We start from the raw sequence: 12,932 nt of genomic DNA on the forward strand, positions 1-12,932 counted from the left end.
AAGCCAGTTCTGAGTGACTGCTCTACCAACTGAACGCCATGCACTCCGCATAAGCAGAGCATGACCGCTTCCCGCCCGTTTTAAAAATACTGAAATCACACAATTGCTCCCATCAAGCAATTTGATGCGTTCACTCAAGCCTAAGCGCGCCGGGTGTCCCGATGTTTATGTTGACCAAATCGTTCCAGGTGATTTGGTGCCACAGAAGCCCTGCCCGTTTAACCTGATCCTTAACAAACTGGTAATCTGGTCCCTCATCCAAATGGCGAGATACGGCAATCACCGATTTCGCACCTCCTGCCGAGAGCCGACGTAAATTCGTGCGCAGCTCTTCAGCCCCGTCAAGGAAATCATCATCCAAGCTGGTAACGATTGGCGCGAAGTCCGCTACAAGTTTTTCAAGGGTCTTCACTGCGAAGCCGGCCGCTGGAACCCGACCTTCGAGCAGCAAAACAATGTCAAAGATGAAACGCCCATGGGTCAAAAGCCTGTGGGGATCCTCCATGGAGCCAAGATCGAGGTCCAGCGGCATCAGGATTGTATGCGCCATCTCGGGTTCAGCTGGTATATTTCCCCGGAGCGGGGCGTGGCGATGGCTATTTGATAGGTTTTGGAGACGGGGAAGCGCTTCTTCTAACGGAGTTCTGGAAACGCCTTTCAATGTGGCACCGTTTTCCATCACACCCGTGACCCACAATGCATCAGACAGCTCGCAAAACGCCATTTTCGTTATAATGTTCACTGCCTGCTGGCTGTCTTGAGCGACGGTAATCCGTGGGGCTTCTATGTCCTTAAGGGGGGCTGGTATGCTGCCTACAGATGAAGCGATCACGATGATGGGCAACCCAGTCGCAAGTGCGGCCTCACTGATGCCATCAAGGACGCCACACATAGGTTCAGCACCATTTTTGACCGACCCGGGGTGCAATACGATCACCTTTGGACGGCTTTTTGCGGGTTGAAAAATTTCATCCAAATCAGTCACCCTTTCAGTTCAGCATCGGTCGATGGGCCAAGGTCTCCGCCCTGTCCAACATCCGGCTGACCGTGCGTAGGCTTAATCGCGCATTCGAGATGGCGCCGCAATCGAAGACATCGACCAGAGCTGCCAGCGCCGGTCCAGGGAGGCCGCGTCGCGTGCCCTCGGCGATCGCGAAGTGCCGAAGGTGCTCCGGCGTCAGGTCGGGCAGGTCCAGAACGACGCTGCGGCTTTGAAAGGGTTCAGGCAAGCCCTTGCGGCTGTTGGCGGTCAGGACGAAGTTCACCCAGGACATGTCCATTTGTATCTGAAAGAACGGGCATTGCCATTCGCGAGCTGTCATCCGTTCCAACAGGGGCAGCAAGGCATCGGTGAGCGTATGGCGTGAGCCTTTGTTTGAACGCACCTCGTCAGCCTTCTCGACCTCGTCCACGATCACCAACGGCCCGGCGTGACGGTCCCGCAGCACGGTTTGCACCAGCTTACCTGGCGATGCGCTGCCCCAGCCCTTTTGCAGACCCACGATAGAGAACGCGGCGGGTTCTCCCGTGGCTTCGATCTTCGTCGTTGGGACATTCAGATGATGCGCCAGTCGTCGGGCCCAGAAGCTCTTGCCGACCCCGGGTGAACCAACCAGCACCAAGGGATTGAAACGAACACCTGGTAGCCCCTCACGCGCTGATGCGCGCAAGCCGTGCCATACCTCTTCCGTCGCGGGGGCCATCCATGGCATCTCGGCGTGAAGGGCTGCTGCGATCTCGTCGGCTTCGTGCTCAGTGGTAATTTTGGCGACCGGCAAGCCGCCGCGCAGGGGCGTCAGGCGGGCGCGGTGTTTTTCACTAAGGTGATACATACCCGTCTTGGAATGCGCGCGTTCGAGCAGACGCACGGAGCGGCGTTTGATGCGGCGGCGGTCAATCTCGTCGAGCAGGTTGTAGGACGGAACCAGATCTTCGTCCGTAATTTTCCCCGCCGCCAGATCGGCCTGCTGCGCTTCTCGGCGAACGTGTTTGAGGAACTTCTGCCAGCGCTCCTCGATATCGCGGAGATTGGTGATGTCGTCCATGAAGATCAGGTTGTGAAACGGAATGGTCGTTGTACAGCGGGTCATGGCGGCGTCCTTTCAAGGCGCGAATACGTCTTCACGCAAGTCGCCCAAGCTGAAAGCGGTTGGGCGGTGATATGTGAAAGGTTCCGGAACCCTGCGGAACTTTTAGGGAATATCTGTGACGCAGAGCAAGCCCTTGGCACAATGCTCACACGGTACAGTCCGCTTAAAGACAGCTCATGCGCCGAAATCCGGCAACGCATTGAATACAAAAGAAAACCACCGAAAGCCGTGCTCTCGGTGGCCATTTGATGTGTGTCGAGAGGTCAAAAAACCTCGGGAATGGACACGTTATGCTATGTCAAACACATAATAATCACACTTTCTTGGTGTCAACCACACTTGGAATAGCCACAAGATCCGCAGGTCATGCAGCCCTCGATCATACGCAAGTCAAATTGGCCGCAGCTGCTGCATGCCTGCCCGCGGGACGTTTCCAGTCCGACAACGGCGGCTTTGGGGTCGGTCTTCAGGCCCAGCCCCTCGCCAGCGATGAACCCCGTCGCGATCATGTGCTGTTCGATCACGCCACCGATGGCCGCAAGAATCGACGGGATGTATTTGCCCTGCATCCACGCGCCGCCGCGCGGATCGAACACCGCCTTGAGTTCCTCGACCACAAAGGACACATCCCCCCCGCGCCGGAATACCGCCGAAATCATCCGCGTCAGCGCGACGGTCCAGGCGAAATGCTCCATGTTCTTGGAGTTGATGAAAACCTCAAACGGCCTCCGGTGCCCGTTCAGCACGATGTCGTTGATGGTAATGTAAAGCGCATGCTCGCTGTCGGGCCATTTCACTTTATAGGTATTGCCTTCCAACTCGCTTGGGCGGTCCAGCGGTTCGGACATGTAGATCACATCGCCATGGGGTTGCTGCGGTTCGGCGTCCGAGGTTGTGATGACTTCTGGGGCCTTAGTCGTATCACCTGCGATGTCTGTGAAACTTACACCAAGTACGTCCGCAATTTTCCTCAGTCTATCGACGGATGGCTCTTTGCCCTCTTTGATCACCCCATGAAGATACCCATGGCTCAGTTCTGCTTCCAGAGACACTTGTCGCATCGTTTTTCCAGACTTTTCAATCAACCTAATGAGCGACGCTCTGTAGTCCGCATCTTGCTTACTCGGCTTCTCCTCCGACACACTCAAAACAGACCCGGTCACCGCATTGGGCCGATACGTCGTGCAGCCCTTACAGCCACTATCCCACGCCTCCATGTAAACGTCCTTGAACGCGTCGAACCCGATATCCTCAGGACAGTTGATCGTCTTGGAAATCGACGAATCCACCCACTTCTGCGCCGCTGCCTGCATTTTGACATGCTCAAGCGGGGCCAGCGTCTGGGCGTTTACGAAATAGTCGGGCAATTCCTTGTCGCCGAATTTTTCGCGCCACAGCTGAACGGCGTAGTCAACAACCTCCTCTTCGGTCCGCGACCCATCTTTCTGGAGAACTTTCCGCGTATAGGCATAGGCAAAGACCGGCTCGATCCCGGAACTCACATTGCCCGCATAAAGCGAAATCGTACCCGTCGGTGCGATCGACGTGAGCAGAGCATTGCGAATGCCATGTTCACGCACCGCGTCGCGCACGTCTTCATCCATCGCCTGCATCGTGCCGGAGGCCAGATATTTATCCGCATCGAATAGAGGAAAAGCGCCCTTCTCCCGTGCCAAATCCACCGACGCCAGATACGCGGCGCGGGCGATACTGTGCAACCAGCGGTCGGTCTGACGCGCCGCCTCGTCTGACCCATAACGCAAGCCCATCATCAACAGTGCATCCGCCAGCCCGGTGACACCCAGCCCGATGCGGCGTTTGGCCTGCGCCTCGCGCGCCTGCGCCTCGAGTGGGAATTTCGACGCATCCACCACGTTATCCATCATGCGCACAGCGGTGGCCACCAGATCATCCAGCGCGGCCTCGTCCAGGGCGGCTGTGTCCTCGAACGGATTGCTGACGAGCCGCGCGAGGTTGATTGAGCCAAGCAAACAGGCGCCATAGGGCGGCAAAGGCTGTTCACCGCACGGGTTGGTTGCCGCAATCGTCTCGCAGTAACTCAGATTGTTTGCCTGATTGATCCGGTCGATGAAGATCACGCCGGGTTCGGCATAGTCATAGGTCGCCTGCATGATCCGGTTCCACAGATCGCGCGCCTGCACCGTGCGATAGACCTTGCCGTCAAAGACGAGATCCCACGGTCCGTCCGCCTTGACCGCCTCCATGAATGGATCTGTGATCAGCACCGACATATTGAACATGCGCAACCGCGCGGGGTCTGATTTGGCGGCGATGAAATCCTCAACGTCCGGGTGGTCACAGCGCATGGTGGCCATCATCGCCCCCCGGCGCGACCCTGCCGACATGATCGTGCGGCACATCGCGTCCCAGACATCCATGAACGACAAGGGGCCAGAGGCATCCGCCGCAACGCCCTTCACGTCTGCACCCTTGGGCCGAATGGTCGAGAAATCATAGCCGATCCCACCGCCCTGCTGCATTGTCAGCGCGGCCTCTTTCAGCATGTCGAAAATGCCGCCCATACTGTCGGGCACCGTGCCCATGACAAAACAGTTAAATAGCGTCACCGATCGCGCGGTGCCTGCCCCGGCCGTGATGCGCCCCGCGGGCAGATATTTGAAATCTTCCAAGGCGGCATAGAATTTCTCTTCCCAGACCTCGGGCGTCTTTTCCACCCGCGCAAGGTCGCGCGCGATGCGCCGCCATGTGTCCTCGACCGTGACATCAAGGGGTGCGCCATCTGCCGCCTTGAAGCGATACTTCATGTCCCAGATCTGTTCGGCGATGGGGGCGGCAAATCGGGTCATGGCGGACTCCTCGAAAAGATAGCTGGCATGGCATTGGCATTTGCAGCCCTGTCCCTCTCGCCGTAACCTGAGATCGTGTTACAAGCCACTGGAAAAGGAGGGCTTTTGCGTAACGCAACGCCTCGTTTATGTCGTGACACCCCAAATAGGAGTGCAGGGCAACACATTACACTGAAACGCAAAGCAACCACAACACTTTGATCTTTGCCGTTAACACTCTACCCTATATCGCGTGAGGCTGGGGATTCTGGGGGCAAACCCGTGGGTAAATCTGTGGATAAGATGGTGAACCTGATCAAACTGTCCGTCGGGACGGAAAACATTGAGGATCTGGCCGCGTGGCAAGCGACAAAACGCGCCCAGACGCCGGAGGGTCTGCCGCGTCACGTCACCCGCATGTGGCCCAAACGCGAGGCTGAAATCGTGAATGGCGGCTCGATCTATTGGGTGATCAAAGGTGTGATTCAGTGCCGCCAGACCGTGCTGCGCCTTGATGAATACATGGGTCAGGACGGAATAAGACGTTGCGCCATCGTCCTTGATCCCACGATTATCCGCACCCAGACCAGCCTGAAACGCCCCTTTCAGGGCTGGCGCTATCTACCGGTTTGCGACGCGCCACCGGACCTGCCCAAGGGGCGTGCCGCTGAGGAGCCTCTGCCTGTCGAGTTGAACCGCGCCTTAGCTGAAATCGGGGTTTTGTAACCGGCTCTATCCGCCGATCCTTTCGATCAATTGATCGGCGATCTGACGATCCTTTTTGTCAAATACGGCAGTTCTGCTGCGCCACAGCGTCGCCTGCGAGCGCAACACAGGACCATCAGACAGAATCTTGAGGTGGTTGGCGCGCAGGGTCTCTCCGCTCGAAGTGATATCCGCGATTGCTTCGGCCGTTTCATTGGCCACCGTGCCCTCGGTCGCGCCCTGACTGTCAACCAGCGCATAATCCGCGACGCCGCCCTGCCGCAGATATTCGCGCACCAGTCGGTGATACTTCGTGGCGATGCGCAGTCGCATGCCGTGGGTGTGGCGAAACGCCGTGGCCACCGCATCCAGATCATCCAGCGTATCCACATCCACCCAGGCCTGCGGCACCGCAAGCACAAGGTCCGCAAACCCAAAGCCGAGTTCGCGCACCGGTTCGACCATCTGATCCCAGAGCGGCAGTTTCTCCTGCACCAGATCGGTGCCCGTAACGCCGAAATGTATCCGCCCGGCGGCCAGTTCACGCGGCATCTCCCCTGCGGACAGCAGGATCAACGCCACGCCCTCGATACCATCCACTGCCCCGGCGTATTCGCGATCCGACCCCGCCCGCGACAGGGTGACACCATGCTGGCCGAACCAGTCAAAGGTCTTTTCCATCAACCGCCCTTTGGACGGGACACCCAGTTTCACGGTCATGCGCCGCCCTCCAGCATCAGCATCAGGTCGGGCCGGATGACCCCTCCGACGGCGGGGATTTCCGCGCCCTCGCCCAAACGACGGGTCAGCGCATCATAGCGCCCGCCTGTGGCCACTGCGGGCAAATCGTGACGTTTCGGGTGGTAATAGCCAAAGACAAAACCGTCGTAGTATTCCATCGACGTACGCCCATAGCTCGCCTCGAACGGCAGCGCGTCGACGTCCACGCCACGTTTGGCCAGCGCCTCGGCGCGGTCGGACAACCGTGCAACCGCCTGTTCGATACTTGGCATATCCACAGCCAGATCGCGCAGCTGCTGCACGGCAAAGGGCATGGTTTCGCGCACATTGACCAGCGCATCCAGCAAGTCCACTTCGGTCTCGCTCAGGGGGGCGGTCGCGGCATCGGCATGCAGCAGGGCGATCCGCGCGTCGATCTCGCTCTGGCTGCGTTTGCCGATCAGGGGTGCATCCGGGGCAGCGGCGCGCCCTGCCAACAATTCCAACCGCTGTTTTGACGGCTTGATCCGACCGGCGTAGCGATCCAGCAGGCTGCGGAACCGGCGCGGGCGCCAGATGTGCCGCAAAAGCGCGGATTTCCGGGCGTCCGTCGTGCGCAGGCCCCGCACGGCAGCGGTCAGGATGCCGATATCCCCCGTCGCTGCGCGCAGGCGCAACGGAGAGAGCACAGTTTCAAACAGGCAAAACACCTCTGCATCCGCAGCCGCCGGGTTTTCGCGGTCAAAGACCTCATAGCCGACCTGAAAATATTCATTCGCGCGCGACGGGTCGTGCTCCTGCCGGCGGAACACTTCGCCGGCATAGGTATAGCGCGCAGGTTCTGCCCCATGCGCCATGTGCATCTGGACCACGGGCACGGTAAAATCCGGGCGCAGCATCTGCTCGCCCCGCAGCGCATCGGATGTTACATAGGCCCGGGCGCGGATTTCCTCGCCGTAGAGATCAAGGAGCGCCTCGGCAGGTTGCAAAACAGGCGTCTCGATCCGCTGCGCCCCAGCCGCCTCAAAAGACGCACACAGGTCCGCCGCACGCGCCAGCGTCGCTGCACGCGTTGTCATTTTTCCAACCCGTGCTGCGCCAGAATTTCACGCACCTTTGCAACAAGCTCTGCGCGCGGCACCTCGAACTGGCTGGGGCGGTCCTTCCATTCCTCAAGCGTGGCGCTTTTGGCGATTTCGGCACCAAGGATCAGGTCCTTGATCTGCACCACGCCCTTTTCGTGCTCGTCGCCGCCCTCGATCACGGCGACGGGGCTGTTGCGCGTATCGGCATATTTGAGTTGATTGCCAAAGTTCTTGGGATTGCCCAGATAGACCTCCGCACGGATGCCCGCCTGCCGCAGTTCAGCGACCATCGCCTGATAATCCGCCATACGGTCGCGATCCATGACGGTGACGACCACGGGACCTACGTCTGTGGTGTCCAAACGCCCCTTGGCGTGCAGAGCGGCCAGCAGCCGATCCACCCCGATGGACACGCCCGTCGCAGGCACTTCCTGCCCGGTAAAGCGTTTCACCAGATCATCATACCGCCCGCCCCCTGCGACGGACCCAAAGTTGCGCGTGCGGCCCTTGTCGTCTTGAATTTCGAAGGTGAGTTCCGCCTCATAGACCGGACCCGTGTAGTAGCCAAGGCCGCGCACGACAGAAGGGTCGATGACGATGCGGTCGGGGCCATAGGATCCTGCGGAAAGCAGCTCGGATATCTTTTCGAGTTCATCAACACCTTCCTTGCCAATTCTAGAACGCCCTACAATTTCTCTGAGGTTAATCAGAGTTTCTGAGTTTGTTCCGCCTTTTGCTTCCAGAAAGCTCATAACGACGTCGATCTGAGCCTTTGACAAATCGGCTCCAAATGTAAGGTCACCCGACTCATCTTTGCGTCCTGGCCCCAGCAAGGAACGAACACCCTCTTTCCCCAAGCGATCCAATTTATCGATAGTGCGTAAGACAATTCCAACCTTTGCCGCTGTCATCTTTTTACCAAGGTTTTCTGCCATTTCTTGAAAATGTTGTGACAGGCGCGGCTCGTCACCTAGCGCGCCGATTACCTCAAGCACCCCATTCAACACCTTTCGGTTGTTGATCCGCACCACGTAGTCGCCGCGCTCGATCCCCACCGCCTCAAGGCAATCGCAGAGCATCGCGCAGATCTCGGCATCCGCTGCAACAGAAGACGCGCCGACCGTATCCGCATCGCACTGATAAAACTGGCGGAACCGCCCCGGACCGGGCTTTTCGTTGCGCCAGACGGGGCCCATCGCATAGCGGCGGTAAGGTTTGGGCAGGTCGTTCTGGTGCTGGGCATAGACCCGCGCCAAGGGGGCCGTCAGATCATAGCGCAGGGCGAGCCAGTCGCCGGGCTTGTCCGCGTCCGCGTCTTCCTGCCAGGCGAACACGCCCTCGTTGGGGCGGTCCACATCGGGCAGGAACTTGCCCAGAGCCTCAACCGTTTCCACGCCTGAACTTTCCAGCGCATCAAACCCATAACGATGATAGACCCCGGCAATCCTTTGCAGCATCTCTGCGCGCTGGCTGACTTCGGCACCGAAATAGTCGCGAAAGCCCTTGGGCGTCTGCGCCTTGGGGCGGGGTGTCTTTTTGGGCTTGGCCATGAGGGGTCCCTTTGGCTGGTCTGGTCGCGCGCGGTCTAGCGGATGCAACGGCTACAAACAAGATGGGCGCGCAGGCTCTTTATCGCGCCGGGTGTGCATGCTAGGGGCTGGGGCATGGAAAAGCTCGAAGAACAGATCGCCCATCTGACCCGCACCGTCGAAGACCTGTCCGACGTGGTTGCCCGGCAGGAAAGTGAAATCGCGGTGCTGACCCGTCGTGTTTTCATGCTGATGCAGCGGGAAGGCGAACGCGAGGCGCAAGGTTCCGGCAGCGTGGTTCTGGGTGATGAACGCCCGCCGCACTACTGATCAGGACGCCTTGCGTCAGGCGATGCAAAGGCCAAACGCCGTCAGATTTCCTCGACCTCCAGCACGCCGGAGAGGGATTTGATCGCGCCCTTGATCTGCGGGTTCACGATGAAATCCTGCCCCAGTTCAACCTCGACCTCGCCCGGCAAATCCGCCCCCATCAGGCACAGCATGACCGGCCCCTGCGCACGACCCTTGACCGCGCGGCCCGCCCCTTCAAGCACTGTTGCGACGGCGGCCACCGCTTCGGGTGCGTCGACAAAGACCTTGAGCCCCATGCTGCTGACATCCGCCGTGGCGGCGTCAATCGGCCCCACAGAGCGGCCCAGAAGTTTAAGTTGATCGGATTCCATCGTCGCCTCAACCGTAACGACGACTTTCGATCCGGCCTCCAGGTAATCGCGGGCCGCCTCCAGCGTGTCGGAAAACAGCGTCACCTCATAGGCACCGGTCGGGTCCGACATCTGCGCAAAGGCAAAGCGGTTGCCGCGCGCCGATTTACGTTCCTGCCGACCGGCGACGATACCCGCAAGGCGCGCATTCATGGCCCCCCGTTCGGTAACTTTTTCGGTCAACTCATCAAGGGTCATGAACGGCACGCCGCGGTCGTTGCCCCATTTGCGTTTCAGCTGACCCATGTAATCATCCAGCGGGTGGCCAGAGAGGTAGAAGCCGACCGCCTTGAATTCCTCGCTGAGACGTTCGGCAGGTTGCCAGTCGTCCACCGGATGCAGGCGCGGTTCGGGCAGATCATCGCCCGCCTCGCCAAAGAGAGACACCTGATTGGAGGCTTTCTGCTCATGGATCGCCGCCGAATAATTCACCAGCGCATCCAACGCCCCAAAGACGCGCCGCCGATTGGCGTCCAATGCGTCAAACGCCCCGGAGCGCGCGAGCATCTCAAGCGGGCGTTTGCCCACACGTTTCAGGTCCACCCGCCGCGCCAGATCAAAGAGCGTGGCGAAGGGTTTGTCAGGACTGCCCTCGTCGCCGGGGTCGGCACGTCGCCCGTCTGTGATCAGCTTCATCGCCTCCACGCCGACGTTTTTTAGCGCGCCAAGCGCATAGACCAGCGCCCCATCCGCGACCTTGAACGTCGCATCAGAGCGGTTCACGCAGGGCGGCACCCAGGGCAGTTCCAGCCGCTTGCGCACCTCTTCGAAATAGATCGCCAGCTTGTCGGTCAGGTGGATATCGCAATTCATGACACCGGCCATGAACTCCACCGGGTGGTTCGCCTTGAGCCACGCCGTTTGATAGCTGACGACCGCATAGGCCGCCGCGTGCGATTTGTTGAACCCGTAGTTGGCGAATTTCTCCAGTAGGTCAAAGACTTCGCGCGCCTTGTCCTTGTCGACGCCATTGGCCACCGCGCCCTTTTCGAACTTGGGGCGTTCCTTGGCCATCTCTTCGGCGATCTTTTTACCCATGGCGCGGCGCAACAGATCAGCACCGCCAAGGCTATAGCCCGCCATGACCTGCGCGATCTGCATCACCTGTTCCTGATAAACGATGATACCTTGCGTTTCCTCAAGAATATCGTCGATCAACGGGTGGATGGATTGCAGTTCGCGCAGGCCGTTCTTGACCTCGCAATAGGTCGGGATGTTCTCCATCGGGCCGGGACGATAAAGCGCCACAAGTGCGACGATATCCTCGATACAGGTGGGTTTCATGCGTTTCAGCGCATCCATCATGCCCGAGCTTTCCACCTGAAACACGGCCACCGTCTTGGCGCTGGCATAAAGCTTGTAGGACCGTTCATCATCCAGCGGGATCGCATTGATGTCGTTTTCCGTGCCCGGAGCCGGTTCATAAAGCTCCGTCCCGTCGGCGGCAATGTGCAGCGGCCTGCCCGATGCCATGATCTGTTCAACCGCGTTCTGGATCACGGTCAGCGTCTTGAGGCCCAGAAAGTCGAATTTGACCAGTCCTGCCTGTTCCACCCATTTCATGTTGAACTGGGTGGCGGGCATTTCGGATCTTGGGTCCTGATAAAGCGGCACTAAAGCATCGAGCGGCCTGTCGCCGATCACAACCCCGGCGGCGTGGGTGGAGGCGTTGCGCAACAGCCCCTCGACCTGCTGGCCGTAGTTCAGTAGACGCGCCACGACCTCTTCGTTCTTGGCCTCTTCGCGCAGGCGCGGCTCATCCGCCAGCGCCTTTTCGATCGACACAGGCTTAACGCCCTCGACGGGTATCATCTTGGACAGACGGTCCACCTGACCATAGGGCATTTGCAGAACACGGCCGATATCGCGCACCGCAGCCTTTGACAAAAGCGCACCAAAAGTGATGATTTGTCCCACCTTGTCGCGGCCATACTTCTCCTGAACGTAGCGGATGACCTCTTCGCGGCGATCCATACAGAAGTCGATATCAAAGTCCGGCATCGACACACGTTCCGGGTTCAGGAAACGTTCGAACAGCAGGTTGTAGCGTAGCGGATCAAGGTCCGTGACCGTCAGCGCATAGGCCACAAGGCTTCCCGCGCCCGACCCGCGGCCCGGCCCGACGGGTATCCCCTGCTCCTTGGCCCATTTGATGAAATCCGCAACGATCAGAAAGTAGCCGGGAAAGCCCATGCCCTCGATAATGCCAAGCTCGAAATCGAGCCGTTTGGTATAGTCCTCGACGCTCGCGGCATGGGGAATAACCTCCAGCCGAGCCTTGAGGCCGGCATGCGCTTGTTTGCGCAACTCCTCGACCTCGTCATCTGCGAACTTGGGCAAAATGGGATCGCGCCTATACGCCTGAAAGGCGCAGCGCTTGGCAATTTCAACGGTGTTCTCAATGGCTTCCGGCAGGTCCGCAAACAGAGCGACCATCTCCGATTGCGACTTGAAATAATGCTGATTGGTCAGGCGGCGACGGTCGTCCTGCTGATCGACATAGGCGCCCTCTGCAATGCAGATCAACGCATCATGCGCTTCATACATGTCTGAGTTCGGGAAATAGACATCATTGGTCGCAACCAGCGGCAGGTCCATCGCATAGGCCATTTCCACGAAGCCGCGCTCGGTCAACCGCTCCTTCTCCGGCTGGCCGGACTCGCCCGGATGGCGCTGCAATTCAATGTAAAGCCGGTCTTGAAACGCCGCTTTCAGCCGGTCCATCAGCGCCTGCGCGGCAGGCATCTGACCAAGTTGCAAAAGTTGCCCCACCGGGCCATCCGGCCCGCCCGTCAGGCAGATGATCCCGCCGGCATTGCTTTCCAGTTCCGACAGCGTCACCTGCGGCAAGGCCCCGCCCTTGTCGATGTAAAGGCACGAGTTCAGCCGCATCAGGTTCTCGTACCCAGCCTCACTCTGGGCGAGCAAAACGACGGGTGCGGGCGCGCGTTCCCTCTCCCCCGGCTGTGCGGTGACATAGGCCACATCGACCTGACAGCCCAGAATTGGCTGAACGCCTGCCCCGGACATGGCAACTGAAAACTCCAGAGCGGCAAACATGTTGTTCTTATCCGTCAACGCCAAGGCAGGCATGCCCGCATCGCGGCACATTGAGGGCAGTTTTTTCAGGCGCAGCGCCCCTTCCAGCAGGGAGTATTCGGAGTGGGTGCGCAGGTGAATGAATCGGGGATGTGTGCTCATTTCGATACCCTATGCCAGCGCGCGCAGCGCTGCCAGAGAGCACGGACACGCCGAGACCATATTTTCAGCACGG

At 59.3% G+C, this 12,932-nt stretch carries 9 protein-coding genes; 2 read left to right on the top strand and 7 right to left on the bottom strand.

Annotated features, from left to right (window positions below):
* Window positions 1-130: 130 nt before the first annotated feature.
* From RD1_RS18565 to RD1_RS18575, 3 genes are all read right to left on the bottom strand, one after another.
* On the bottom strand, window positions 131-976 hold the full coding sequence (locus RD1_RS18565) for a hypothetical protein (RefSeq protein WP_146120764.1): 846 nt from the start codon (window positions 974-976) through the stop codon (window positions 131-133).
* 13 nt (window positions 977-989) lie between these two features.
* Entirely contained in the window at window positions 990-2,090 is a 1,101-nt protein-coding gene (locus RD1_RS18570) for an AAA family ATPase (protein ID WP_011570113.1), read from the bottom strand.
* Between the two features lie 329 nt (window positions 2,091-2,419).
* Entirely contained in the window at window positions 2,420-4,918 is a 2,499-nt protein-coding gene (locus RD1_RS18575) for an adenosylcobalamin-dependent ribonucleoside-diphosphate reductase (protein ID WP_011570115.1), read from the bottom strand.
* Window positions 4,919-5,191: 273 nt separating this feature from the next.
* Here RD1_RS18575 and RD1_RS18580 point away from each other — a divergent pair, with 273 nt between their 5' ends.
* Complete coding sequence (locus RD1_RS18580) at window positions 5,192-5,623, top strand: DUF1489 family protein (protein ID WP_085978950.1); 432 nt, start codon at window positions 5,192-5,194, stop codon at window positions 5,621-5,623.
* A gap of 6 nt (window positions 5,624-5,629) precedes the next feature.
* Here RD1_RS18580 and hisG read toward each other — a convergent pair whose 3' ends face one another.
* From hisG to hisS, 3 genes are read right to left on the bottom strand one after another with little or no spacing between them, the layout of a single operon-like run.
* Window positions 5,630-6,322, bottom strand: a complete 693-nt coding sequence (hisG, locus tag RD1_RS18585; RefSeq protein WP_011570117.1) for an ATP phosphoribosyltransferase — start codon at window positions 6,320-6,322, stop codon at window positions 5,630-5,632.
* Complete coding sequence (locus tag RD1_RS18590; RefSeq protein ID WP_011570118.1) at window positions 6,319-7,401, bottom strand: ATP phosphoribosyltransferase regulatory subunit; 1,083 nt, start codon at window positions 7,399-7,401, stop codon at window positions 6,319-6,321. Before RD1_RS18590 ends, hisG begins: the two co-directional genes overlap by 4 nt.
* Window positions 7,398-8,957 carry a histidine--tRNA ligase gene (gene hisS, locus RD1_RS18595; protein WP_011570119.1) on the bottom strand — a complete coding sequence of 520 codons (1,560 nt, stop codon included), beginning with the start codon at window positions 8,955-8,957 and terminating at the stop codon, window positions 7,398-7,400. The genes RD1_RS18590 and hisS overlap by 4 nt, the downstream gene beginning before the upstream one ends.
* Before the next feature lie 114 nt (window positions 8,958-9,071).
* On the opposite strand from hisS, the gene RD1_RS18600 reads away from it, so the two are divergent.
* Window positions 9,072-9,266, top strand: coding sequence for a SlyX family protein (locus RD1_RS18600; protein ID WP_011570120.1), 195 nt, complete (start codon window positions 9,072-9,074; stop codon window positions 9,264-9,266).
* 41 nt (window positions 9,267-9,307) lie between these two features.
* On the opposite strand, the gene dnaE is transcribed toward RD1_RS18600, so the two are convergent.
* The gene (gene dnaE, locus RD1_RS18605) at window positions 9,308-12,859 is read right to left on the bottom strand and encodes a DNA polymerase III subunit alpha (RefSeq protein ID WP_011570121.1); all 3,552 of its coding nucleotides are present in this window, start codon (window positions 12,857-12,859) and stop codon (window positions 9,308-9,310) included.
* Window positions 12,860-12,932: the final 73 nt, after the last annotated feature.

This window comes from Roseobacter denitrificans OCh 114, from assembly GCF_000014045.1.
Taxonomy (GTDB): Bacteria; Pseudomonadota; Alphaproteobacteria; order Rhodobacterales; family Rhodobacteraceae; genus Roseobacter; species Roseobacter denitrificans.

Excerpts from the sequence above, each read along its gene's own strand:
- RD1_RS18575 (WP_011570115.1), bottom strand. The coding sequence starts at position 4,918 with ATGACCCGATTTGCCGCCCCCATCGCCGAACAGATCTGGGACATGAAG.
- RD1_RS18600 (WP_011570120.1), top strand. The coding sequence starts at position 9,072 with ATGGAAAAGCTCGAAGAACAGATCGCCCATCTGACCCGCACCGTCGAA.
- hisG (WP_011570117.1), bottom strand. The coding sequence starts at position 6,322 with ATGACCGTGAAACTGGGTGTCCCGTCCAAAGGGCGGTTGATGGAAAAG.
- RD1_RS18590 (WP_011570118.1), bottom strand. The coding sequence starts at position 7,401 with ATGACAACGCGTGCAGCGACGCTGGCGCGTGCGGCGGACCTGTGTGCG.
- hisS (WP_011570119.1), bottom strand. The coding sequence starts at position 8,957 with ATGGCCAAGCCCAAAAAGACACCCCGCCCCAAGGCGCAGACGCCCAAG.
- RD1_RS18570 (WP_011570113.1), bottom strand. The coding sequence starts at position 2,090 with ATGACCCGCTGTACAACGACCATTCCGTTTCACAACCTGATCTTCATG.
- dnaE (WP_011570121.1), bottom strand. The coding sequence starts at position 12,859 with ATGAGCACACATCCCCGATTCATTCACCTGCGCACCCACTCCGAATAC.